Genomic DNA, 23,089 nt, shown 5'->3' on the forward strand with positions numbered 1-23,089 from the left:
CCCTCCTGCGCCACGGTTGGCTTGCTGTTGCTCACGGCACGTCTATGGGCTCGTAGAGCACGTCGGTTCTGAGAATTGTTTTCGTGCCCTCAAGAATCGGGGCCGAGTCGTGAAGCGTCCGATGCCAGAAGAGGAGCGCATCACCCGGTTCGGGGCGGTGGGTGCTCAATATTTCCTCAGGTTTTGCGGGCCGGGGCCAGTCCGAGAAGTCGCGTTGCACAAAGGGAAGCTCGTTCTGCTTGTCGGCGATGAACCGCGTTTCTCCGCCCACTGCCTCATACGACAGGTAGACGACGACCGTCAGGAGAGTTCGCCTTCCGTCAGGGGCAAAATAGGGCGAATCGTAGTGCGGGACAAGAAGTCCTCCGTGTTCGTACGTGATGAAGCGCATGCGTGGGTTGACGGCCGCCGGCTTCCAGGGTCTTCCGCCTGAATCCGTCGGATCATCAGATCCCACTTCAAACGACAGAAACGTCTTCAGCCTGCGGTAGAACTCTGCCGCCAAAGCCGTGGAGTCAGCCGTGGCACGGAGATGGGCGACCGGATCTCCCTCTGCATAGTTGGCGGCAATGCCGTCTCGACCCACCGGCACGAAGCGCGTGGCAGCCAGTTCGGCCGCGAATACTTCCACTTCAGCCGGAGTGAGGAAGTGGCTGATCACCCTGGCATCGACGTTTGGGAGCTCCGACTCGATCGGGGCCCATGAGTCATCGGCAGATATTCGGTTCAACGTTTCTTCGGAGAGTTCAAAGGGATTTACCGGCATTTCGAACATGCTCACTTCTCCGTCCTGAGGCTATCGTCGATACCACCGCGGCCGTGGACCCAAGCGGCCGGAACAGTGGTGGGCAGCACATTGAGGCGAATGGCGGGACTGCTGGCCACGTATTTGTGCGCGTTGAATCCGTGGAGGGACTCGCGGCTCGTGCGGTCGATGCCTGCAGGGAGTGGGGACCGCTGGACGGTTATCGTCATGATGACGATAATAGACCGGGGTGAACCCACAAAGCAAGCGGGACGTACCCAATGGGGCGGAAGGGGCCCGGAGGCGGGGCGGGGGCGGCTCATGGGACTACCCATGCGCGGTAGACCGGCGAGCTGGACAACGGCCTGGCCTCCGGTATCGCCGAGCGGCAGCACCCAACGAGCGTTCCATCCTGGCCACCTCGCATTTTGCGGCGGGACGGGGGAGCAGCATGGCCAACGGGCGGATCCGCACCGAGTGGGTGGAGACGGTGTCTCAGAACGGCATGCACCGCATGGAGACGCGCTTGGAGGTGCGGGTTCCTACGTCTGCGGGTCGCAAGTTCGTCACCTGCGCGCTGATCCGGAGGACGTACGTGGTGAGGGACGGTGTTGCCTTTCGGCACTTGTCCTACGAACTCGGCCGCGACCTGGGCAGTGGGGGCAACTGCGACTTCGAGATCCTCTCCGCGACGGGGTGTCCTCCGATCCGGAAGTTCTTCGGGAGCGACGGCGTGCCGGCCCAGCTGCCGCAACGTGCTTCTCGGGCCGGCCGCCGATGGTTGTCTCGCAGGCCGGGAAGGGGAGAAGGGGTTCGATCAGGGCCATTCGGCGTCGGTCATGTCGGAGGGGTAGCGGCGTCGAAGCATGGCGGCTGGCCTTCTCAAGCTAGTGCTCTGACCACATTGGTTGGCCGGGTTCGTGGTCGGGGCGGTTGGATGTGCGGTGACGTCCGATCCGAGTGCTGGGGGTGCGGTGGCTGAGCCTGTCCGCGTACGCAGGTTGACCGATCAGCAGGGGCAGAGGCTGCAGCAGATCGTGCGTCGGGGCAGCACCAGTTCGGTGCGCTTTCGACGCGCGATCATGCTGCTGGCGTCAGCCGGCGGGAACGTCCCCTCGCCGATGCCGCTTGACCGGCCCAGCGACTACGCCCGGCCGGGTCCTAGCTGTAGCCGTCCACCTGGGCGCCGGCTGGAGCGAGGTTGGGCCAAGGATGCCCTGCTCTGTCGGAGGCAGCGGACCGAAGGAGGTCAAGAAGAGTGCACCCCGGGTAGCCCCGAAAACTCGCGTATGCGCCCCGGTAGTAGCAGCTCCAGTAGCTCACGACCCGCCGCTGAGTGCGCGCGAAGAAGACCGGGTTGTCCACGATGAACTGCCCATACGCGAGGTGTCCGCAGGTGCCGGGCGTGGCGAGATCACGGAGCTCATCGCAGATGACGACCAGGATCTCCAAGACGTACTCGCCAACCAGCTGCACGACGAAGGGGACGACCCACGAGTCCGTGGAACCAACGATCTCCTCCAGGTGACGCTGCCTGACCACCCCGTCGCAGTGCCTTGAGTACAGGCAGTGCAGAAGCTGCCGTTGGCGCGACGAAAGCGACGCCACCGCGTCGGTCGGCGGCTCGTCGTTGTAGAGGCGCTCAGGGATCAAAACCTGCTGGCCCTCTACAACGACCGAGAACGAGGCATGCGGCTGGAGCCGAGAAGCAGGCATCACCGCCAGAACTGCCTCGGCATCGCCTGCAAGCTCAGCTGGGAACGCCGTGATCAACGGATGGCTACGGTCGGAAAACGGCTGCACGAGCCGAGCATAGGCGGATGCCCCAGCCAGGTGACTGGCATTAATTGCCCCTCACCTGCTTAACCCGGCGAAGGTATGCGGTCAGAGCACTAGAGTGGCCGTGATGAGCTGAATACCTGTCTGGAAGGGAGATATGACCGTGACAGAGGAAATGGACTGGACGGACTGGGCGGAGCGGACCTCAAAGGACGGGCAGCGCATATCGCGGACGCGGATGGGCGTGCGCATCGCCACGAAGGACTGGGGGCGCAAAGTGCTCCGGCTGAAGCTGCAACGGCTGACCTACCACCAGAGTGACGGTGTACGCCGGATCGAAGCACCGCGCATCTTCCAGGGCCAGGCCGGACTCGCTACGGGAGTCGAGGTCCTCACGCCGGGCAGGCCTCGCCGATTCATTTCCTTCGGTCAGGGGGGAAGCCGGATCCACCTGGACGACGGCGTGGAGTTCTTCGCCTACACCGAGCTCGACGACGGAGAGTACATCGTGCGCCTGAGAGAAGACGCGACGACCACCTGGACCATCGGCCACGAGTACCTCAAGGCCCCCTTGCCGCCCTACGAGTTCACGTTCACCATCGAGGGCAGCGCACCACCATCGGCCAAGCCCCGCCCGAAACCCTCGGCCTACGCCCCCGAGGACGACCCCTACCTCCCCTCCTTGTGGTGACCGGCGGATGCCCAGGCCGGCGTACGACCCCGCCTGGGCCTGCGAGAAACTCGACCGTTGGGCCTACCTCCAACGCATTGGGATCGACGCCGTGAGCTCCGTCTTGGCCATGGCTGAGCCCAATGCCGTTGACATAGATCTGGATCGAGACGACGTCATCGGGGTCGAGCCGATGGCCGCCCTCCCTCCCCTGCCCCCGGGGGGCTGCTCGGAGCCGTCAGACCGGACCGAGTGACCTGAGTCAGAGATTCGTTGGCAGTAGGCGGCGACTTTGTCGAGGATCTCGTCAGCGGTCTTCGTCCAGACGAAGGGCTTGGGTTGGTCGTTCCAGTCGGTCAGCCAGGCCCGGATGTCGCGTTCGAGGGCCTGGACGGATCGGTGGACTCCACGCTTGAGTTTCTTCTGGGTGAGCTCGGCGAACCATCGCTCGACCAGGTTCAGCCAGGACGCGCTGGTTGGCGTGAAGTGCAGGTGAAAGCGCGGGTGGGCCAGCAGCCACTTCTTCACGTCCGGCGTCTTGTGGGTCGCGTAGTTGTCCAGGATCAGATGGACCTGGAGACCGGCCGGGACTTCCTTGTCGAGCTTGGCCAGAAACTTCTTGAACTCGACGGGCCGGTGCCGTCGGTGCAGTGATCCGATCACCTCGCCGGTCGCGACTTCGAGGGCTGCGAAGAGGGTGGTGGTGCCGGCGCGGATGTAGTCGTGGCTGCGGCGCTCTAAAACACCCGGCATCATGGCAGCACCGGCTGGGACCGGTCCAAGGCCTGGATCTGCGACTTCTCGTCCACGCAGAGAACCAGGGCCTTCTCAGGCGGGTCGAGATAAAGACCGACGACATCACGGACCTTGTCGATGAAGAACGGGTCCGTCGACAGTTTGAAGGTCTGCGAACGGTGCGGGGCAAGCGCGAACGCCCGCCAGATCCTCGAGACCGTCGACTGCGACATCCCCGTCTCCGCGGCCATCGACCTCGTCGACCAGTGGGTCGCGTTCTTCGGTTTCTCCTCGAGTGTCCTGACGATCACTCGCTCCACATCGGCATCGGTGATCTTCCGCGGTACACCCGGCCGGGGCTCGTCACACAGACCGTCCAAGCCGTGCTCCAGGAAACGCCGCCGCCAGGTGCGGACCGTGTCCGGAGCGATCCGCAGCCGACGGGACACCCCCATGATCGAGCAGCCGTCTGCGCACTCCAGCACGATCCGCGACCTGAGCCAGAGCCTGAGCCGTCGAACAACGACGTAACCAACCCTCCAGCACAGCACGCTGGGCATCGGTCACCGACAACGGCGGAATCTTCGGGCCAGGACGACTTGGCTATGTCGATGATTGAGGGAGGCGTTTGTTGGCGGTTGCGGGAGGCAGTCCTGACCGAGCCTGTTGATGTTGCTTTGTTTTGACGGCAGTTGAAGTCTTGTGGTGGGACGCCGGGTGTGCTTCTCCCACTGGGGGCCTCCATGCGCATGCCGAAGTCGAAGGTCGAGCTGTACGCGGCGATCCGTCGTGACCACCGTCTGGGCGGCATTTCGATGCGTGCGCTGGAGCACAAGTACGGCGTGACCTGGCGGACCGTTCGCAGGGCTCTGGACGCGCAGTGGCCGGAGCCGCGCAAGAAGCACCGACCCCCGACGACCCGGCTGGATCCCTACAAGCGGATCATCGACGGTTTCTTGCAGGCGGATCTGGACGCACCTCCGCAGCAGAAACACACCGCGAAACGGATCTTCGACCGCCTGGTCGACGAGCACGGGGCCTACGAGATCTCGTACCAGATGGTCCGTTCCTACGTCGCCGGCCGCCGCAAGCAGATCCTGCTGCTCGGCGGCCGGGGCCCGGAGTCGGTGTTCATCCCGCAGTCGCACATCCCCGGCCCGGAGGCCGAGGTCGACTTCGGGGACGTGCACATCGTGCTGGCCGGGATCCCCACCCGCTGTTACCTGTTCTCTTTCCGCCTTTCGTACTCGGGCAAGGCAGTCCATCGAGTCTTCGCCGCCTGCGGCCAGGAGGCGTTCATCGAAGGCCACGTCCACGCGCTGAAAACCCTGGGAGGCGTCCCCCGCGGCAGGGTCCGCTACGACAACTTGAAGGCCGCGGTCTCCCGGGTGATCGGACTGGGACGCATGCGGGTGGAAGCCGAACGCTGGACCCAGTTCCGCTCGCACTGGGGCGTCGACGCGTTCTACTGCCGGCCAGGAATCGAGGGCGCCCACGAGAAAGGCGGAGTGGAGGGCCAGGTCGGATACTTCCGGCGCAACCACTTCGTCCCCGTGCCCGTCGTCGACTCCCTGGCCCAGCTCAACGCGATGGTCGCCCAGTGGGACATCGACGACGAGGCCCGCCGGATCAGCTCCCGCCCCCACACGATCGGCGAGTACTTCCGCTCCGAACAGCCACGGCTGAAACCGCTGCCGGAGGAGCCGTTCGAGACGGGCCGCTCGTTCACCCCGCGAGTGGACCGCTACAGCCAGATCACCGTCCGCAGCAACCGCTACTCGGTCCCCGTCCGGCTGATCGGCCAGTCGGTCCGGGTGCTCCTCAACGCGAATGACCTCGTCGTCTACGACGGCCGGAGCGAGATTGCCCGGCACGAGCGCCTCAGCACCAGGGGCGGCTCCCAGCTGGTCCTGGACCACTACCTCGAAGCCCTCATCCGCAAGCCCGGTGCCTTCCCCGGCTCGACCGCGCTGGAGCAGGCCCGCTCGGCCGGCAGGTTCACCCCCGTCCATGACAACTGGTGGACCGCGGTCCGGTCCGCCCACCGAGACGCGGAGGGCACCCGGGCCCTGATCCAGGTGCTGCTTCTGGGACGCCACATGCGCCACGAGCACGTGGTCGCAGGCCTGGCAGAAGCCTTCCGAGCCGGCGCTCTGACGGCGGACTCGGTCGCGCTGGAGGCCCGCAAGGCCGCCGACGGCGACGCCCCCGCACCCCAAATTCCCGCACCCGAGGTGCCTGCCCCACCCGTCGAGGAACACGCGACGGTGACGTTCCTCGCCGACTACCGGCTGACCCACCTGCCGCCCGACACCCGGCCTCTGCCCTCGGTGGCCGCCTACGACCAACTACTCAACCGCCGCCGGACCGGCGGCCAGGGCACCAGCCAGGGAGAAGCGACATGACCGTCCCCCGCCAGCGCGAACTGACCGAAGAAGCCGCCACCACCGCGATCGACCAGGCATGCCGCATGCTGCGGCTGCCCACCATCCGAAGCCAGTTTCCGGACCTCGCGGCCGCGGCATCCCGCGAGCAGATGTCCTACCGGGGCTTTCTGGCCGAGCTGCTGATGTCCGAGTGCGACGACCGGGCCCGACGCCGGTCGGAGCGCCGCATCAAAGCCGCCGCCTTCCCTCGCGACAAGTCCCTCCGGGCCTTCGATTTCGACGCCAACCGAACGTCGACCCGGCGGCCATCCACACGCTGGCCAAGTGCGAATGGGTCCGCAAGGGCCAGCCGCTCTGCTTGATCGGGGACTCCGGGACAGGCAAGTCCCATCTGCTGATCGCGCTGGGCACCGAGGCCGCGATGAAGGGCCACCGGGTCCGCTACACCCTCGCCACGAAACTCGTGAACGAGCTCGTCGAGGCCGCGGATGAGAAGCAGCTGACCAAGACCATCACCCGCTACGGCCGCGTCGATCTGCTCTGCATCGACGAACTCGGCTACATGGAACTCGACCGCCGCGGCGCCGAGCTCCTCTTCCAGGTTTTGACGGAACGGGAGGAAAAGAACAGTGTGGCGATCGCTTCGAACGAATCGTTCGGAGGCTGGACCAAGACCTTCACCGACCCCCGGCTCTGCGCTGCCATCGTCGACCGCCTCACCTTCGGCGGCAACATCATCCAGACCGGAACCGAGTCCTTCCGCCTCGCCGCGACCAAAGCCCAAGCGGAGCGAGCAGCCGGCTGAGAGGCCGCGGGACTGCGTCCTGAGGCTCTGACGGAGCTCCAGCTTCGATCTCCCTCAGCAGCCCTCCCTCATCGTCATAGAGCTCAAGCCTGAGCCGCAAGCCGAACCGGGTCAGTAGTGCTGCCAGATCTTCGAACCGTTGAGGATCGACGACTCCGTTCAGGAGAGTGTCACCCTCGGTCGGGTGGACCTCGATGCGGCACCAGCTGCTCTCGACCTCATACGACTCCCACGACGCCGATCTGGAACTCCAGCCTGCCCCGATGAACCGCTCGGCCACCAACGAAGCACTCGGGGCACCTGACAGGCCACCACACACGTTGTTGTTGATCTCATGCCAGACGGGATCCAGCGGCTGTCCCTCATCGGATATGTCCACAGCTGGATTATGAAGCAGACCGCAGCCCTCGATCGCACACGCTATTGACATCAAAACTCAACGAGTTGATCACTCAACCCCGAGCCACACGCCTCCCGAACTCCTCGACAAACGACTCCCGAAGAAGTCGTCATAGCCAACGACTCATACCGAACTAACGACAAACCTCCGACTCAGGTCACTAGGAGCGCCCCCGTACTGACGGTGTTCTCTCGTCGCTGGCTGTCCTGCGGCGCTTCGGTGTCGTAGGGCTGGACCATATGTCCTTCGGAGAGCCGTGCGAGCAGCAGCTGTGTGCTGTGCGGTTCCGATTTGGCCCTGTGAGCGTGCGATCCCGTGCGTCCTGGCGAATCTGACGGGCTGATTCCCCCTGCAGCGTGTGTCGACAGTTCGCGAGTGGCTCTCGGGAACGTCACGAGATCCCGTCCGGCCGAAGACCGGGCGGGATCTCGGCGTTTTCGGGAAGCATGGCAGCCGTGGCCGAAAGCGCCCCTAAGGGTTGTCCCGCAAATGATCTCTGCTCAGTGGCGTCGGGGGTGGTCAGGGTGATCGGCGTAGGGTGAGGCGAAGTCGAGCAGGTCGTCGCATGGCCAGGTCTCGCCGTCGTACTGGCAGTCATCGTGGTTGTCCCAAGGGAGTTCCGGATCCCCTATCGCTGGACTCAGCACATGGCGGGCGAGCACGCGTCGCTTGGCTTCAACCTCCCGCAAAATGCGAGCCGGGTCGTGCAGCGCCACGTGTAGGGCGATCGTGGGATGGAACCCGGGGAGTTCTCCCTGGCAGAAGTCGACCGTGTGCCCGTGAGCGGTCCACTCCCCGCAGCCGTCACCGTCGCAGAGTCGGGCCAGGTAGGCCTCCTCATCCAGCCGCGCATGGAGGAACGTCACCAGGTCATCACTCATGGGGTCATCCTGGACGATGTGCCGGGCCCGGTCGCCTGATTTCCATGGGGCAGGACTGGCCGACTGACCGACAGTGGAATGATCTTGCCGTGGCTGGTGTGATCACGGCGTCGGAGCCGTCCTGGATAGCCCCGTTCACCGGGCTGACCCCGCGCTGTTTCGGGAAGCTGGTGACCGTGTTGCGGCGCGAGGGCGCGGATGCGGTCCGCAAGGGCCGGCCGTGGAGCCTTCCGCTGGAGGACCGGGCACTGCTGGTCGCGGCGTACTGGCGGACGAACTTGACGATGCGACAGCTCGCCCCGCTGTTCGGGGTCTCGAAGTCGGCGGCGGACCGCCTCATCGACCATCTCGGGCCGGTGCTCGCGCTTCCAGCCCCGAAAGCGGTTCGCCAAGGACACCGTGCTCATCGTGGACGGCACCCTGGTCCCCACCCGCGACCACACCATCGCCGCGCAGTCGAAGAACTACCGGTACTCCACCAACCACCAGATCGTCATCGACGCCGACACCCGCCTGGTCGTCGTGGTCGGCCGACCGCTTGCCGGAAACCGCAACGACTGCAAGGCCTGGGAGGAATCCGGCGCCAAAGCCGCCGTCGGCAGAACACTCACGATCGCCGACGGCGGCTATCCCGGCACCGGACTCCTCATGCCACACCGCCGCCGCAAAGGCGAAGACCTGCCCGACTGGAAGCAGGAACACAACAAGTCCCACAAGCAGGTCCGAGCCCGCGTCGAGCACGTCTTCGCCCGCATGAAGACCTGGAAGATCCTCCGCGACTGCCGCCTCAAAGGCGACGGCGTCCACCACGCCATGCTCGGCATCGCCCGACTGCACAACCTCGCCCTCGCCGGATAGGCCAGCGGATCACACCGCGACTGACCCTGCCCAGGACGACCCGAAGATCATTTACGGGACAACCCTTAGGATGATCAACTGATGATCGTTCAATGGGGAGAAGAATCGTGCGCTTTGCCTGGCAGGACACACCGGGGCAGGTTCGGGACGCGGCCACCTTCATAGGTCTGCCGAACCCCGCCCTATGGTCCGGACCCCCGGTCCGGGAGGGCGACCTCGCCGGATGGATGGACGAGGTCAAGTACTTCACCCGGATCGAGATCGACTCCGTCATCACCCTGCACAGCCGCTCCGGCACCCCCTTCGAGCTGTACGGGCGGGGCAGCGACTTCCTCAACCCGGTGCGGGTGGCGCGCTACGTGCCCTGCGTGATCGAGGCGGAGAACGCCGAGGAGAACCCGAAGGTCCTCGCCCTCGCGCGTACCGCGTGGCGGGAGCACGTTGACGCCGTCGCGCAGCGCTTCGGCGCTCCCGTCCGCGTCGCGGAGGACGACGACGAGGTCCTGGAGGCGATCTGGCGCCTCGCCGGCGACGAAGGCCCGGACCTGCGCCTGTGGTTGAACGCCACGCAGGTCCTGGTCCCCGGCAGCCCGCTGTACACCCGCCTGCCCGGCCGCGCGCTGATCCGCCTCGACGCGCACGCCCCGGAGGAGATGGCCGGCGTCACGCCCCGCCCGGTCGACGAGGCCAACGACGTGCCGGAATGGATCCCGGACGGGTACCAGATGCACGCGGTCGATCTGGCGCGGGCCGAGTACGAGGCTTTCGAGGACGAGGACCGCGTCGTCGACCGGGTTCGGCACGCCCTCGGCGGCGCCGTCGCCGGCGGCGGATCCGTCCTCGACCTCCTCGGGACCCTCGTCGACACGCCCTTCGAGGTCCGGCCGGAGGCCGATTCGTACAGCTCGCAGCACATCTTCCGGCACCCCGACGCCCCCCAGGGCCGGCTGCCCGCCCTCCACGTGGCGCACGTGATCAGCGTCCTCGCCAACCACGAGCGGGAGGGCTCCGCCCGCACCGCGCAGTCGGTGGAGCCGGGCCTGACCCTCCACCACCTCGACCTGTTCAATCCCCGGGTGCAGAACTCCCTCGGCGTCACCGGTCGGGAGGCCTGCGGGGTGTGGCGACTGACCCGCGCCGGGTTCGAGAAGTCGATCGCGGGTAAGGCGTACATGATCACCCCGGCGGACGTGATGGAACGCCTGCGCGCCGCAGCGCTCGCCGCCGGGACCCCCGAGGAGGGTGAGTCACCGTCAGAATGACGGTATGACGAGCCATGACGGTGAGTCGGTCCAGACGTGGCAGGCGCTGGGCGGGGCGGCGGAGGCGGTCGGGCGGGCGGTTCGAATGGCCGCTGTCGGTTCGGACTCCCGGCGTTCTTCGTCAGCCGTCAGGTGATCAGCCCTCGCTCGGCGGGACCGAGGAAGGTGCCCCAAGCCGCAGCCGACACGGTCAATGATCGGCGCTCCCGGTCCTTGGAGTCCCGGATCAGCACGCCCTCGCGGTCCAGGAATGCGTGGGCTTCCACACAGGCTTCCTCAAAGTCGCTGCTGTAGGTGCTCTTGTGCCATCCGGTCGACGGAAGCGGCTGCCGCCGAGGCGGCGGCAGTAGGCCGCCGGCCCCCGTCGGAGCGGCTAGCCAGCTCCGGAATGAGGTCGGCGACGGCGGGCCCGGCAGCCCGCCGTCGCCGCCCAGCCCGGGGTCGAAGACCCTCGTAGTGGACGGCGCCTATGTCATTCGAGGGGCAGTGGCTGTGCGGCTACGGAGCGGCGGGCGGGCTGCCGGCGGGCCTGCACGCGGAGCATGAGGCGGTCCATGAAGTGCTTGGGCGGCAGGTAGCCGTCGGTCTTGGCCAGCAGGTAGTCGGCGAGCAGCAGTTTGCGGGCCGCGACGGTCGTCGCGCCGTGCGTGACGCCCGCGGATTCGATCTCCAGGGCCAGGGCATCCAGATCGCGTTCGAAGTCGGCGTAGATACGGCGTGCCGCACCTTCGACGAGGTCCCCCGCGGCGCGGGCGGCTCCGCTGACCATCCACTGGTGCCGGCGGAGTTGATCGGGATCCGTGCCGGCCGGTGGCGGGTAGGCGAGAGCAGCGATGTCCTGGTGGTGGCCCCGCTTCGTGGCCGCCCGGAACTCGCGGTCCTCGGCGAGCTCGGCTGCGATGCGCTGCCGTTCGGTCTCCCTGCGGGCGTGGTCGTCCTCCACTCGGGTGTCAAGGGCGCTGGCGTGCTCGGCGAGGAAGAGGTCACGCTCGGCGGTCAGCTGGACGTGCCAGGCGGCACGGGCGATCCACATGTGGGGCAGGCCCTCGGCCATGAAGCACAGGACCACGGCGTGGACCCGGCCCGCGTGGCGGGCGGCGGCCCGGCGGAGCTTGCCGAGCCGGCGGGCGTCGTCCGGAGAGAGGCGTTCCTCGGCCGTCGGCCCGTCAGTGAGTGGGTCGTCGTCCTCGATGAGGGCGAAGCCCTCGGCGGTGAAGACGTCGTGGTCGTAGTACAGGACGCGGGCGCCACACGTGTGGGCGAGGTCGAGGAAGCCGTCCGCGTTGACCAGGTCTCCCCAAGGAGGACATGTGAGGCGCCCGGTTCAGGGACCGCAGCCAGCGGGCTGAGGCCTCTGTCCGACGCCTTCGCAGGCATCTCGTCCACAAGTTTCCGCAGCTCATCCATGGTGGCCTTGCGTGTAGCCGTGGTCATGCCCGGCTCCTTCCCGACGGTCCCGGCACACCCTGTGCCAGGGCGCCGTAGAGCGTAGGGAGGGGGTCTGACAATCCGCAGCCCTGCACCGGAACCGAGCGGGCAACATCGAGCCGTGACGGTCAGCCCGCAACAGCTCCCGGCTCCAACCCGAACCGAGGCAGTGCATGTTGCCGCTGTGGCACGGCGTGGCAGCCCCTCGAAGGAGAGCCGACCGCCTCGGTATACCGCACGAGGGGTACGACAGGCACCACCACTCGGCCTGCACAGCTGCCGGATCCGGCGGCGACAGGCGGTCACCGTGCCCCGTCCACCCCCGTCGCACGGGCGATGAGCGACAGCGTCATTTCCGGCGGCCGACTCCCACCGGGCGAGCGGTGAGCTGCGCCCGGATTCCGGGGTGCGCAGTGCCGGCCAATCGCCTCCGGCCACCGCAGCCGCCGTGAGAAGAGTTTTGTGCCGGAAGGGCTGCTCGCCCCGCCGGTGCGGTGGTGATCCGCACCCCCGACGGCGAAAAAGCGAATGACCGGCCGCGTCGAGCCAGGTCTTGCAGGCGGACGGCGGATCCGTCCGCCCGAGACCACGCCCGGAACTGGCCAGCCCCGACTATGGGGCGAAGCAACAACAACGCGGCCCTCCCGACATTCGCACCAGGCAGCGTTGGCAGCCATGGCGTCGCGGAAGGTGCGACCGGCCCAGCTCATCCTGCGGGTCGAGGTCTCGTCCGGGAGGGGTGTCCTCCTACTCGTTGTCGAACCAGCGGCGGGGTGCGCCTCCTTCGTGATGCAGCCCCTCGTGGCCGCGCGGCAGAGAGCAGAAGAAGTTGCCCTGCGGGTCGGTGTCCCAACTGTCCGGCCCACTCACGCCACAGCGGATCGGAAGAGTCGTGGGCTCCGCAGTCTGTATGTCGGGGGAGAACCCTGTATCGGTCTGGCCCTCGGAGCCGGAGTTGTGCTGGTTCTGATTTGCCATCATGCCCCCATCGTCCTACAAGCCCATGGGCTGGGTCGCTCGCGGCTACTGGCCTTGAGGGCGGGGCCAGGGCTCCACAGCGTTTCCAGTGCGGTCCCGGTGGAGACGCTGTCGCGGGCCCGCTCAGCGATCCGGGCACACACGTCCGCCAGAGCCCGCGGATCCCGGGCCACGTGGCGCTCGATCACAGCCCAGCCAGGTGTTCCGTCGGGGGCGGGCAGCGCCACGATGTGGTGGTCGGTACGACCTGTGATCAGGACAGCGAGCAGGGCCAGGTACTCGCGTTGCAGGTCGGAGCCGAGGACCGCGCCGTCCCGGCCCGCCGGCAGGGCGGGTTGCGCATCGGCCAGCAGTTGGCAGGTGGCGTCCGCGGCGCGGATCACCGTCTCGAAATCAGCCGAGCCCAGGCGTGCCAGGGCCGCCCGCAGATATTCGCCGAGCACGTCCGTGTCATCACCATGTGTGTCCATCCCCGGCCCCCTACCCACGCTCGGGTCCGACACTACGCCTGACCGGGAGCACTGTCCGGCGCTCGAACACGAACACGGGACGACAGGCGCCGGCGCCGCGCGCGCCTACTACGAACTCCACGGGACGCTCGCCGCGCCGCGGTAGGCAACCGCCCTGGACGTGGCGGGGGGGCAGTGGCTCACCAACGTCCGCCGACCCGGCGGACTCGGCAAGGACCCCGTACAAGCTGAGCGACGGGCGGCGGCGGCGCCAGCCGCGATCGACGAGGACTGAAACCCGGCCGAACGGGGCTGGACCGTCGACTGGCAACGCCACCACGCCTACCTCGCCCAACTCCTCGCCGAGGGGGCCCGCCTGCCCCCGATCGGGCCGGGGGGTGACCCGACACGGCGAGGACGTCGGCCGCTGGCTCGCCACCCAACGCCGCGACTTCGACCGGCTCACCGAGGGACAGCAGGCCCGACTCGCCGAACTGGGGGTGAAGAAGACGCCACGGGCCCGTCAGGCGCCCGCGAAGGCACCCGGGGTCTCCTCGTCCGGGCGCGGCGCGGCAGCGTTCCAGACCGGTATCCAAGCCCTCGCCCAGTACCAGGAACGCGAAGGCGGGGGCGTTCCGGGCCGCGGTCACGTCGAGGAACTCCCCGACGGGACCGCGCACCGGACCGGCGTCTGGATCGTCAACCAGAAGCAGCGCCGGGAGCGGCTGCACCCGGACCAGCTCGCCGCGCTCGGCATCGGCTGGGCGGCGAACATCTCCTGACTGCCCTGGCCTTCGACGGCTCCACACAGCGGGGGTTCTTCCTCCGGAGTCCCGTACAGGGCGGTGCCAAAGCCGCCTGTCCACCTGAACTGGCTGCGTAGGTGAAACCGGAGACCACTTGTCAGTGAGTGCTGAGAGCGGATGCTCGCCGGCTGTCATGAAGATGTCGCCGAGAAATGAGAGCACCTCTGCTGCAGCCAGAGGGGCTCGTAGCTCACTTCCAGATACTCCGTCCATCCGTCTCCGCCAATGGCCGAGATCACGCCGGGTTGTGATCGGACGAGTCGGCTCAATGTCTTCCGCGCGGCGTCGTACCCATGCTTGGTCCGGTGTTCAGGCGCCGGTGCCCGTGCGGGCGCCGTACTTCCCGCCGCGGGACGCCAGCTCCTTGATGACGACCGCGGTACGCCCGGTGACGTAAGCCCGCCGAAGGGTGTCGTCGGGGCGGGTGAACTGGCCCACCGCGTTCTTCCGTCCGATCGTGACCGCCCGAGCGACGTAACGCAGGGAGTACGGCTCGGGCTCGCGGCGCTCGATGAGGCGGGCCAGGGTGTTGGCCGCGTGAGCGGCCTGCGGCGTGGCGAGCGCGCAGGCGAAACGGGCTCCGGTTACTGCCGCGCAGTCGCCCACGACGAAGATCCGTTCGTCGTCGACGCTGCGCAGGTACTCGTCCACGAGTGCACGGCCGTCCGCGTCGACCTGGAGACCGCTGCGTGCGGCGAGGTCGGGGACGCCCGACACGATCGCCCACAGGGTCAGGTCGGAGGCGAACTCCGCGCCTGACCGCAGGTGCACGATGCCGTCGGTGACCTCCGTGACGCCGTCGTCCACGATGTCGACGTCCAGCCGCACCAGTCCGGACCGGACCCGCTCGTATGCCCGGTGGGAGAAGCCCCCGGCGACCGCCGATCCGACGATCCGCACCCCCAGGTCCGGCCTCGCCTCGGCCACTTCGGCGGCCGTCTCGATGCCCGTCGCGCCGCCCCCGATCACCGTGACCGTGCTGCCCGCGGGAAGCGCGGCGAGCGCGACGCGGGCTTGTTCCGCCCCCTCCCAGGTGCCCACCGGGACCGTTCCCGGCATCGGCCGCACCGTGCTGCCCACGGCGAGGAACGCGTAGTCGAAGTCGATGCTGGTGCCGTCTTCGAGGGCGACGGTGCCGTCGCCGATCTTTTCTACGGTGGCGACACGCGAGGCGATTCCTTCGCGCAGCATCGAGGTGAGGGGCGTCGCGGCGGTGGCGGTTCCCGCGAGCTGCTGGTGCAGACGTACGCGCTCCACGAAGTCGGGGCGCGGGTTGATCACCGTGATCTCGGCCGTCTTCACCTTCTTGGCGAGCCGGTTCGCCGCGAGCATGCCCGCGTATCCGGCGCCCACCACTACGACCTTCATATCGTTCTCCCTGTCCGGCTGTGACTGTCGGACATGAGATGCCGACGGTCCGGGCCCTGTGACATCCGTTCGACGTGTCGCGCGTCACACGGCGTGCGGTGTCACAGAACGCTGGGGTCCGGCGTCCTGTGGGTGACTCAGTCGAGGGCGAAAAAACAAGAACGAGGAGAAACCGGCATGAGCGAGGACGCTTCCCGTCCCGACCCGGCCACCGAGGCGTTCGTCGCCCACCGCAACCTACTGTTCACCGTCGCCTACGAGATGCTCGGCTCGGCGGTTGACGCGGAGGATGTCCTCCAGGAGACCTGGCTGCGCTGGGTGGGCGTCGATCTCGACACGGTGCGGGACCGGCGCGCGTACCTGGTCCGGATCGCCACCCGGCAGGCACTCGGCCGGCTGCGCACGCTCAGCCGGCGCAAGGAGTCGTATGTGGGGTCCTGGCTGCCCGAACCGCTGCTCACCGTGCCGGACGTGGCCGAGGATGTGGAGCTGGCCGACAGCATGTCGATGGCGATGATGCTGGTCCTTGAAACGCTCGCGCCCACTGAGCGGGCGGTGTTCGTACTGCGCGAGGTGTTCGACCTCGGGTACGACGAGATCGCGGAGGCCGTCGACAAGACCCCGGCCGCAGTCCGGCAGATCGCCCACCGGGCGCGGGCGCACGTCGCCGCGCGCCGCCCGCGCGGTGTCGTCTCCGCAGCCGAGAGCCGGGCCGCGCTCGGGGCCTTCCAACAAGCCTTGGAGACGGGCGACCTACAGAGCCTGCTCGACCTCCTCGCGCCGGACGTCGTCGCGCTGAGCGACGGCGGCGGCATCAAGCAGGCCATGCCGCGGCCCGTCGTGGGGGCCGAGAAGGTGGCCCGCGCGCTGGCCGCCGGCGTGGCGGTGTTCGGCCCCCTCGTGACGGTGGAGCCGGCGCAGGTCAACGGCCACCCGGCGCTGATCATGCGGATCGACGGGGAGATCGACATGGTCGTGGCCATGCGGATCGACGACGGCCTCGTCACCGGGCTCTACTCAGTGCGCAACCCCGAGAAGCTGACGCGGATGGAACGGGAGACCACCGTGAGCCGCTGAGGTCGGGGCGTTGGCCGCCGATCTGCCGGAAGATTCACCGGCGAGGGGAAAGGGCCGCGTACAAAATGAAATTCGATTTCAGCAGCACCCTGGCCCCTCGCTGGGCAAAGCACAACCATGGCCCCCGAAGCAATCACTCAGGTGCTCTCAGATCTCAACGACATCACTCTCCCGTGGAACAGGGTGCTCTCGGCGCTGAGCAACAGGCGCTCTCGTAACTCGGTTCGGGTACAGATCTTGGGGAGTCGTCGCGGAGCGTTACCTCGTTGTTCGATTGCGAGGAGACGGGTTCGCGTGAGACCGCGTACGCCTTGTCGTCCGAAGATCGGAGCTGACGCTCCCTCAGGTGCTGGCCGGCCGCTGCTGAGGTCAGTCGTGGACGGTGATGGTGCTGGTCATGCAGACCGATGCACCGTTCTGGGACTCGCTGGTGTTCGAGGGGATCGGCGATGTGGATGTCGAGACGGTTTCGGCCGCGTTCGGCACGGTAGAGGTGGTGGCGAGAGGCCGCGTTGCCGGTTCTGCATGTCCGGATTGCGGCCGCTTTTCGGACCGGGTCCACGACCGTTACCAGCGCAGGCTGAAGGATCTACCGCTCGCTGAGCAGGGCTTTGTGATCCGGCTGACGGTCCGGCGCTTCATCTACGGGGCGGCGGACTGCCCGCGCCGGACGTTCGCCGAGCCGTTCTCCCGGCTGGCCGCCCCGCGCGCACGGTTCACCACGCGGCTCAACCACGCCCTGGAGCGAGTAGGTCTCGCGCTGGCCGGGCGGGCCGGCGCCCGGCGGGCGGCCCAGCTGGGCTTCGGAGCCGGCCGGATGACCTGGTTACGCAGGGTCATGGCATTGCCCGATCCACAGTTCAGCACGCCGCGTGTGCTCGGCGTGGACGACTTCGCGATCCGCCGCGGCCAGACCTACTCCACCGTCTTGGCCAGAGTCGAAGACCCTCGCGTGGTCGACGTGCTCCCGACCCGCGAGGCCGGCCCGCTGGCCGCAGGGCGACTCGGCTGTCGTCGGCCGGCCGGCCGAGCGCAAGAAGGCAACACATGCCTTGGTCCACGAGCTCCTTGCCCAGGGGTACTCACGCCGGGCGATCGCCCGGCACCTGGGCTGGGGCCTCAACACCGTGCTCCGGTACGCGAATGCCGCACGCGGGCAGGACACCTTCCGCGATAACCGGCCCCGACCCAGCAGGCTGGACCCCTACAAGCCCTACTTGGAGCGGCGATTCGCCGAGGGATGCACCAGCGTCACCCGGCTGCACGGCGAGCTGGTTGCCGAGCGCGCTCCTGTCACCTACGGCATGGTCCGCGCGTACATTGCCACTCTGCGCCGGGTCTCATCCGGGGCGCCGCCCCGGCCGCCGACAGTGCGGCAGGTGACCGGCTGGATCACCCGTCACCCCGCGACCCTGACCGAGGAAGCCCGGGCCGGCCTGAAGGAGGTCCTGGCACGCTGCCCCGAACTGAACACGGCAGCCGGACATGTCCGCGACTTCGGCGAGATACTCACCGACCGCCTCGGCGCCACGCTCCCCACCTGGATCGATGCAGTCGACGCCAGCCGGCTACCCGGTCTCACCGGCTTCGCGCTCCATCTGCTCCGAGCTCTCGACGCCGTGACCGCCGGGCTCACTCTCGACTGGAGCTCGGGCAGCATCGAGGGCGCCGTCAACCGCATCAAGAAGATCAAGAGACAGCTCTACGGCCGAGCCGGATTCGGACTGCTCCGCAAGATGATCCTGCTCCAGTAACGCTCCGAGACGCTCCCAAGACCTGTACAGAACCGAGAAGTAGGAACCTTTGCGCGGGTGTGTGAACCGGGGGTCCATCCAGGTGCCCAGCCGTGGCAGGATGACCTGATGTTGATCCGAAAGGGCGATGCCGCGTAGGCGTCCCAAGGCCGCCCGCGCAGAGCGGTGGCGGCCACGATGGCAGTATCCGATCCCGAGAGTCCGCGGTGTCTCCGCGCGGACTCGTGCAGCGATCCGCCGGGTCGAAGACCAGGAGATGTGGCCCAACGCGATCGCGAATGCGCTCTCTCGCTTCGAGTGGGCCTTCAATCAACCTGGCCGCTACCTGAACGCCTCCGAGGCCTGCTCGCCTGGGATAGAGGTGGAAGACGCTCGTGACGATCTGGAGCAGGCGATGCTGCACCTTCCTCCCGGAGCCAAACAGGACTTGGGTCGACTGATCACGCGCATCGATGAGGAATTCGAGCGCCGCACCTTGCCGGAGCCCAACTACATCGAGTGGGCAATGGACGGCTGGTGGTGGACCAGGATGCGTGAACGCTGACAACCCGACTTCGTGCCCGCTCCCTGTAATCGAATGATACGGTTACCCTCCGCCACCGCTCCCCAAGATCTATGCCAGGACCTAGTTTTGAGAGCACCTGGATACTTGCTTCGAGATCATGGTTGTGCTCTACACAGAGAGGGGGCCCGTCCCGCCGCGTGGTGTTGCCCGTGAGCGTCTTTGCAGAGCATCCGGTACAGCACACACTGGCGAAGCGGCCCTTCGGGCACGCTCGGATCCTCGAAGTCGTCAGCCGGGTCCCGGATCATGCCGATCCGGCGCATCACTGCCTGGGAACGAAGGTTGTTGACTGTCGTCGACGCAACAACCTCAGGCAGCCGGAGGCTCTCGAAGCCGAAGGCCAGGCAGGCCAGAGCGGCCTCGGTGGCGTAACCGTGACCCCACGTCGAACGCGCCAACCGCCACCCGATATCCACCCCCGCGAACGGCATGTCCTTGCCAACCTCGTCCAAGCCGGCACGGCCGATGAACTCACCTGTCTCCCGCGCTTCCAGCGCCCACCACCCAAAACCTCGCCCGTCGAACTCGGCCTGCATGAGAGCCACCGCGGCATCGCTCTGCTCCCGCGTCAGCAGCTCGCCCAGGTGTTCCTGGACGTCGGGATCGGCGTTCATCGCCGCCCACGGTTCGAGGTCGGACTCCCGGCACCGGCGGAGCAGGAGGCGATCGGTACGCAGTTCTGGCATGCCAGCCAGCCAACGCCATCACGATCAGGGTGTCGAGCGGATAAGCGTCACATCCAGGCCGTGCTCGCCCTCGCCCGCCGCCGCGTCAATGTCTTCTGGGCGCTAATTCGTGACCGCCGGTGCTACACCATCACTCCCCCAGTCCCTCAGGCCGCTTGACTTCCAGATTGGGAAGCACAGCGTCCACGGAGCGGTCAGCGCACGATCGGCGAACAGGAGCTCAAGATGTCGGCGCCGCTCGCGCTGGGGCAGGGTGAGCAGCTCGACGCCGTCCTCCTGGAGCAGGTCGAAGGCGACGTAGTAGGCGGGCAGGCGGGCGGCCAGCGCGGGGGCGGTGCGGGCACGGGCGGCGGCCCGCCGCTGCAATCCCTCGAACGACAACCGGTCTTCTTGCGGGTCCCACACCAGGACCTCGCCGTCCAGGACCATGCCGTGGGGGAGTTGCTCGGCCGCCGCGACCAGATCGGGAAACGCGTCCTGCACCAGGGAGCCGCGCCGGGTCTGGAGCAGCACCCGACCCACCGGACCGGCCGGGGTGAAGACCAACATCCGGTGTCCGTCGAGCTTCTGCTCATACGCCACCGCGGCGGCGCGGGGGCGTACGGGAGGGATCGCCTCGGCGGCCTGCGCCAGCATCGGTTCCACCGGCGGCCGCAACACCATCCTGCCCGCCCTCCGCCTGTCGTACGGGCCCAAGCCCGGAACGCCCGCACACCACGCCGGTACCGGGCCGGGCGACGCGACATGACAGAACCCGGCCGGCGTGACTAAAGGGCGCGCCGTCCGGGTCCTGTCCGGGGGAGGCCCGTTGTCGACACGGTTCCCACTCGCACCGTCCCACGCCCCGGACCCCGTCGCCCTACGGCCGTGGCGGATGGATGACGAGCCGGCTTCGCGAACGCGGTAGGGCGTCCGGCGTTCGGTGCCGAGCGGCCGTCAACCGGCCGGCGGCCCATCCGTGACCATCACGGCCTCGATGCCGTTGCCTGCCTGCCGTGCGGCTGGTGTTCCCCCGCATCCCCCGCGCGGCCTCCCGGCGGTGGGGCCTGCACGGACACCCACCGCCGGGCCTCCGGCGTCGCCCGGTCAAGCCGACCCGGTGCCGTTCCAGATCTCGCACAGCGGCAGGACGCCCGTCATCTCCAACAACCGCTGAAACTGACGCGGCACCGGACCCTGAAGAACCAGCTTCCGGGTACGGCGCAGACGGACCAACACCCTCAGGAACGACGAGTCGGCGGACTCCAATCCGGCGACGTCCACGACCAGGAGCTCGGCGCCGGCGGCCTCGCCGTCGCAGGCCTGCGCCAGCAGGCCCACCGAATCCAGGTCGAACTCACCCGAGCACACCAACCCGGGCGGCTCTGCTCGTGCTGGACGAGCCGACCAGCGGCCGCACGTACGCCAGGCGCCGGTGTGTCATGGCCACGTCGCCCGAGGCGGTGCCGAAGATCGAGGCCCGGCCGGCGGTGGGGCGGGCCAGGCCCAGCAGCAGCCGGATGGTGGTGGACTTGCCGGCGCCGTTGGGGCCGAGGAAGCCGAACACCTCGCCGGGAGGAACGCTCAGGTCCAGCCCGTCCAGTGCCAGGACGCGGCCATAGCGCTTGGTCAGGGATTCGGTTCGGATGGCTGGCGAGACCATGGGGCCTCCGGAGTCGGGCGCGGCGGGCACAAGGCCTCTCATCGCCGACCAGACTTCCCGGCACACCGCTGGTGAACATACTCCCGCCGTATCAGGCTCGACAAGGAGCACGCATCGAGCAGTTGAGTGCTTCCGCCCGGCAAGCGCTGCTAGCGCGGCGGCCGGCTGCCCGGCCGGGCCGTCCAGCGACGCCGCACCCAGTCGCCGGCCTCACCTACCGCCACCAGGACAGCGGCGGATGCGGCGCACCCGCCCAGCGGTGCGGGGCCGTCAAGAGCGGTGCCGGCCAGCCACAGGAGGCCGGTGAGGACCGCCCACCAGCCGAGGACGGACCCGGCCGAGGCCCACGGGAGCGCCTTCGATGTCACCGGGTGCCGCTCTTGGTGGTGCCGAGGCGGGCCAGTGCGGCCAGGAGGCATCCGGCCACCGCGACGATCCCGGCGAGAGCGGTCAAGGCCAGACTGACCTGCGGGGAGGCCCCGGCCAGGCGTGGAATCGCGTTCAGGGGCGCTATGGCGTAGAGGGCGAGGAGGGCCCAGCCGTGGACGCGTACCGGCGCCAGCCGGGCACGCATCCGGTCCGGCGCCCAGCCGGAGGCCATCGCCATCCCGGCGGGCAGCAAGGTGAGGGAGAAGAGGGTGAGGCCGGTCCACTGCCAGATCATCGTCGTGGCACTCCTGTCTCGGGTGTCGGGGCATGCAGGCGATGCGGGGCGGGTTCTACCGCCGGGCGGAGAGGGTCATGACGAGGCCGGTGACGATCATGGCCAGGCCGGTGATGAGTACGGGGACGCCGGGTCCGGGCAGGAAGTACATCGCCACACCGGCCAAGGTGAGAGGGGCGCCGACGGCTGCCAACACTCTTCCGATCCGTCGTTCCGGCATCGGCTGCTCCTTGTTCGGGGCTGTCGTGGTTGTGGCTTGCGGGGTGTCGCGGCCGGTGAGGAAGGCGGTGAGTGCTCCGATGAGCAGGGCCCAGGCGGCCGCGGCCCAGCCGTATCGGTGTGCGCCGATCAAGGCCGTGGCCGCGCCGGCCGTGGTACCGGCCGCCATCGCTCCGGGGCGGGTGGTGAACGCCCACTGGCGCCGGGTACTGCCCGGGTGCCGGAGCTCGGTGAGCGCGGTGCGGATGAGGAGGGCTGCGATGACGATGGCGGGTGCCAGCAGTGAGGCGTCCCCACCGGCCATCAGGCGTGCTTCCCGTCCGCGCTCGCTGTATCCGCACGGGTGTGGACCGGGCTGGCGACGGTTTCGGTGCGTGGGGTGCGGGTGATCGCCTGCCGTTCGGGAAGCGGCAGCGGACCGAGAAAGGGGGAGCGGATGTCGGCCATGGCAGTGGGCCTCCGGGAGCGTCGGCGAAAGAGGGCACACTGCCCCCAGGACGCCGACCAGACTTCCCGGCACACCGCGCGCCGGCTCTTGACGCGTTCTTTACACCCTATCCACCGAGGTGGCGGGCTGTCTGTCCCGCACCCCTACGGGTGATCACATTGGTGTCAGGTTGTGATCAGCCTTGGCGGGAGCCGCACCAACAGGCGGCGACGGCCGCCACGATCAACGCCCCGACGACGATCAGCCCGGGCCGCTCGCCCGGCATGGTGTAGAGCACGCCCCCGGTGATGGTGAGGATCGTGCCCATCACGAGAAGTGGGGAGCAGGGGCGGCGCGGCGGCCGCCGGGTGCCTGCCGCCGGGCGGATGGCGTCGCCGCTCGGGCCGGGGCGGGGCAGGGGGCTGATACGGGCTCCTGCCGGAGGAAACGGCGAACGGGCATAGTCTTCCACGGGCCTTCGGGCGGCTCCGCGCTATGAAGCAG

Annotated in this window: 21 protein-coding genes and 9 pseudogenes; 12 read left to right on the plus strand and 18 right to left on the minus strand. The window is 68.1% G+C overall.

Annotated elements, in window-relative coordinates; all coding sequences use genetic code 11:
• Nucleotides 1-31: 31 nt before the first annotated feature.
• Both AB0D46_RS31700 and AB0D46_RS31705 read right to left on the minus strand, forming a co-directional pair.
• A complete protein-coding gene (locus AB0D46_RS31700) occupies nucleotides 32-775 on the minus strand; it encodes a 2OG-Fe(II) oxygenase (protein ID WP_362882648.1) in 744 nt (247 codons plus the stop codon).
• Between the two features lie 725 nt (nucleotides 776-1,500).
• Nucleotides 1,501-1,613, minus strand: a pseudogene (locus AB0D46_RS31705) (IS5/IS1182 family transposase); the annotation flags it as partial.
• Between the two features lie 106 nt (nucleotides 1,614-1,719).
• On the opposite strand from AB0D46_RS31705, the pseudogene AB0D46_RS31710 reads away from it, so the two are divergent.
• Nucleotides 1,720-1,860, plus strand: a pseudogene (locus tag AB0D46_RS31710) (IS630 family transposase); the annotation flags it as partial.
• A gap of 46 nt (nucleotides 1,861-1,906) precedes the next feature.
• Here the strand turns inward: AB0D46_RS31710 and AB0D46_RS31715 are convergent.
• The gene (locus tag AB0D46_RS31715; RefSeq protein ID WP_362882596.1) at nucleotides 1,907-2,548 is read right to left on the minus strand and encodes a hypothetical protein; all 642 of its coding nucleotides are present in this window, start codon (nucleotides 2,546-2,548) and stop codon (nucleotides 1,907-1,909) included.
• 139 nt (nucleotides 2,549-2,687) lie between these two features.
• On the opposite strand from AB0D46_RS31715, the gene AB0D46_RS31720 reads away from it, so the two are divergent.
• On the plus strand, nucleotides 2,688-3,215 hold the full coding sequence (locus AB0D46_RS31720) for a hypothetical protein (protein ID WP_362882598.1): 528 nt from the start codon (nucleotides 2,688-2,690) through the stop codon (nucleotides 3,213-3,215).
• A 258-nt stretch (nucleotides 3,216-3,473) separates the two neighbouring features.
• Here the strand turns inward: AB0D46_RS31720 and AB0D46_RS31725 are convergent.
• A pseudogene (locus AB0D46_RS31725) lies at nucleotides 3,474-4,511 on the minus strand (IS630 family transposase); the annotation flags it as partial.
• 161 nt (nucleotides 4,512-4,672) lie between these two features.
• Between AB0D46_RS31725 and istA the strand changes: the two are divergent.
• On the plus strand, nucleotides 4,673-6,334 hold the full coding sequence (istA, locus tag AB0D46_RS31730) for an IS21 family transposase (RefSeq protein WP_362882600.1): 1,662 nt from the start codon (nucleotides 4,673-4,675) through the stop codon (nucleotides 6,332-6,334).
• A 65-nt stretch (nucleotides 6,335-6,399) separates the two neighbouring features.
• A pseudogene (gene istB / locus AB0D46_RS31735) lies at nucleotides 6,400-7,121 on the plus strand (IS21-like element helper ATPase IstB).
• Nucleotides 7,122-8,021: 900 nt separating this feature from the next.
• On the opposite strand, the gene AB0D46_RS31740 reads toward istB, so the two are convergent.
• Nucleotides 8,022-8,402: a DUF6221 family protein gene (locus AB0D46_RS31740; protein ID WP_362882601.1), complete on the minus strand. Its 381-nt coding sequence runs from the start codon at nucleotides 8,400-8,402 to the stop codon at nucleotides 8,022-8,024.
• Nucleotides 8,403-8,491: 89 nt separating this feature from the next.
• Here AB0D46_RS31740 and AB0D46_RS31745 point away from each other — a divergent pair.
• Both AB0D46_RS31745 and AB0D46_RS31750 read left to right on the plus strand, forming a co-directional pair.
• Nucleotides 8,492-9,260 (plus strand): annotated as a pseudogene (locus AB0D46_RS31745) (transposase).
• A gap of 107 nt (nucleotides 9,261-9,367) precedes the next feature.
• Complete coding sequence (locus AB0D46_RS31750; protein ID WP_362882602.1) at nucleotides 9,368-10,522, plus strand: hypothetical protein; 1,155 nt, start codon at nucleotides 9,368-9,370, stop codon at nucleotides 10,520-10,522.
• Nucleotides 10,523-10,650: 128 nt separating this feature from the next.
• On the opposite strand, the gene AB0D46_RS31755 is transcribed toward AB0D46_RS31750, so the two are convergent.
• The 4 genes from AB0D46_RS31755 to AB0D46_RS31770 all read right to left on the minus strand — a co-directional run bounded on the left by AB0D46_RS31755 (nucleotide 10,651) and on the right by AB0D46_RS31770 (nucleotide 13,398).
• Complete coding sequence (locus AB0D46_RS31755) at nucleotides 10,651-10,956, minus strand: DUF397 domain-containing protein (RefSeq protein ID WP_362882650.1); 306 nt, start codon at nucleotides 10,954-10,956, stop codon at nucleotides 10,651-10,653.
• Between the two features lie 38 nt (nucleotides 10,957-10,994).
• Nucleotides 10,995-11,576: a hypothetical protein gene (locus AB0D46_RS31760; RefSeq protein ID WP_362882603.1), complete on the minus strand. Its 582-nt coding sequence runs from the start codon at nucleotides 11,574-11,576 to the stop codon at nucleotides 10,995-10,997.
• A 1,121-nt stretch (nucleotides 11,577-12,697) separates the two neighbouring features.
• Nucleotides 12,698-12,931: a hypothetical protein gene (locus AB0D46_RS31765; protein ID WP_362882605.1), complete on the minus strand. Its 234-nt coding sequence runs from the start codon at nucleotides 12,929-12,931 to the stop codon at nucleotides 12,698-12,700.
• The gene (locus AB0D46_RS31770; RefSeq protein WP_362882607.1) at nucleotides 12,928-13,398 is read right to left on the minus strand and encodes a hypothetical protein; all 471 of its coding nucleotides are present in this window, start codon (nucleotides 13,396-13,398) and stop codon (nucleotides 12,928-12,930) included. Before AB0D46_RS31770 ends, AB0D46_RS31765 begins: the two co-directional genes overlap by 4 nt.
• A gap of 377 nt (nucleotides 13,399-13,775) precedes the next feature.
• Between AB0D46_RS31770 and AB0D46_RS31775 the strand changes: the two genes are divergently transcribed.
• Complete coding sequence (locus AB0D46_RS31775) at nucleotides 13,776-14,159, plus strand: helicase associated domain-containing protein (protein WP_362882609.1); 384 nt, start codon at nucleotides 13,776-13,778, stop codon at nucleotides 14,157-14,159.
• A gap of 333 nt (nucleotides 14,160-14,492) precedes the next feature.
• Here AB0D46_RS31775 and AB0D46_RS31780 read toward each other — a convergent pair whose 3' ends face one another.
• Nucleotides 14,493-15,551 (minus strand): FAD-dependent oxidoreductase, encoded by a 1,059-nt coding sequence (locus AB0D46_RS31780; RefSeq protein WP_362882611.1) that lies wholly within the window; start codon nucleotides 15,549-15,551, stop codon nucleotides 14,493-14,495.
• Between the two features lie 177 nt (nucleotides 15,552-15,728).
• Between AB0D46_RS31780 and AB0D46_RS31785 the strand changes: the two genes are divergently transcribed.
• The 5 genes and pseudogenes from AB0D46_RS31785 to AB0D46_RS31805 all read left to right on the plus strand — a co-directional run bounded on the left by AB0D46_RS31785 (nucleotide 15,729) and on the right by AB0D46_RS31805 (nucleotide 18,926).
• The gene (locus tag AB0D46_RS31785; RefSeq protein WP_362882612.1) at nucleotides 15,729-16,628 is read left to right on the plus strand and encodes an RNA polymerase sigma-70 factor; all 900 of its coding nucleotides are present in this window, start codon (nucleotides 15,729-15,731) and stop codon (nucleotides 16,626-16,628) included.
• A 397-nt stretch (nucleotides 16,629-17,025) separates the two neighbouring features.
• Nucleotides 17,026-17,214 (plus strand): annotated as a pseudogene (locus AB0D46_RS31790) (ISL3 family transposase); the annotation flags it as partial.
• 286 nt (nucleotides 17,215-17,500) lie between these two features.
• A pseudogene (locus tag AB0D46_RS31795) lies at nucleotides 17,501-17,716 on the plus strand (hypothetical protein); the annotation flags it as partial.
• A 291-nt stretch (nucleotides 17,717-18,007) separates the two neighbouring features.
• Complete coding sequence (locus tag AB0D46_RS31800; RefSeq protein WP_362882652.1) at nucleotides 18,008-18,382, plus strand: transposase; 375 nt, start codon at nucleotides 18,008-18,010, stop codon at nucleotides 18,380-18,382.
• Nucleotides 18,383-18,638: 256 nt separating this feature from the next.
• Nucleotides 18,639-18,926 (plus strand): hypothetical protein, encoded by a 288-nt coding sequence (locus AB0D46_RS31805; protein WP_362882614.1) that lies wholly within the window; start codon nucleotides 18,639-18,641, stop codon nucleotides 18,924-18,926.
• Between the two features lie 116 nt (nucleotides 18,927-19,042).
• On the opposite strand, the gene AB0D46_RS31810 is transcribed toward AB0D46_RS31805, so the two are convergent.
• From AB0D46_RS31810 to AB0D46_RS31845, 8 genes and pseudogenes are all read right to left on the minus strand, one after another.
• The gene (locus tag AB0D46_RS31810; protein ID WP_362882615.1) at nucleotides 19,043-19,633 is read right to left on the minus strand and encodes a GNAT family N-acetyltransferase; all 591 of its coding nucleotides are present in this window, start codon (nucleotides 19,631-19,633) and stop codon (nucleotides 19,043-19,045) included.
• 222 nt (nucleotides 19,634-19,855) lie between these two features.
• Nucleotides 19,856-20,296: pseudogene (locus AB0D46_RS31815) on the minus strand (ATP-dependent DNA ligase); the annotation flags it as partial.
• A 423-nt stretch (nucleotides 20,297-20,719) separates the two neighbouring features.
• The gene (locus AB0D46_RS31820) at nucleotides 20,720-20,983 is read right to left on the minus strand and encodes an STAS domain-containing protein (protein ID WP_362882617.1); all 264 of its coding nucleotides are present in this window, start codon (nucleotides 20,981-20,983) and stop codon (nucleotides 20,720-20,722) included.
• Between the two features lie 10 nt (nucleotides 20,984-20,993).
• Nucleotides 20,994-21,275, minus strand: a pseudogene (locus tag AB0D46_RS31825) (ATP-binding cassette domain-containing protein); the annotation flags it as partial.
• 149 nt (nucleotides 21,276-21,424) lie between these two features.
• Nucleotides 21,425-21,643 (minus strand): hypothetical protein, encoded by a 219-nt coding sequence (locus AB0D46_RS31830; protein ID WP_362882619.1) that lies wholly within the window; start codon nucleotides 21,641-21,643, stop codon nucleotides 21,425-21,427.
• On the minus strand, nucleotides 21,640-21,939 hold the full coding sequence (locus AB0D46_RS31835; protein WP_362882621.1) for a hypothetical protein: 300 nt from the start codon (nucleotides 21,937-21,939) through the stop codon (nucleotides 21,640-21,642). The genes AB0D46_RS31830 and AB0D46_RS31835 overlap by 4 nt, the downstream gene beginning before the upstream one ends.
• Nucleotides 21,940-21,994: 55 nt before the next feature.
• Nucleotides 21,995-22,462, minus strand: a complete 468-nt coding sequence (locus AB0D46_RS31840; RefSeq protein ID WP_362882622.1) for a hypothetical protein — start codon at nucleotides 22,460-22,462, stop codon at nucleotides 21,995-21,997.
• A 319-nt stretch (nucleotides 22,463-22,781) separates the two neighbouring features.
• Nucleotides 22,782-22,913, minus strand: coding sequence for a hypothetical protein (locus AB0D46_RS31845; RefSeq protein WP_362882624.1), 132 nt, complete (start codon nucleotides 22,911-22,913; stop codon nucleotides 22,782-22,784).
• Between the last annotated feature and the right edge of the window lie 176 nt (nucleotides 22,914-23,089).

The organism is Streptomyces sp. NPDC048383, from assembly GCF_040651775.1.
Taxonomy (GTDB): domain Bacteria; phylum Actinomycetota; class Actinomycetes; order Streptomycetales; family Streptomycetaceae; genus Streptomyces.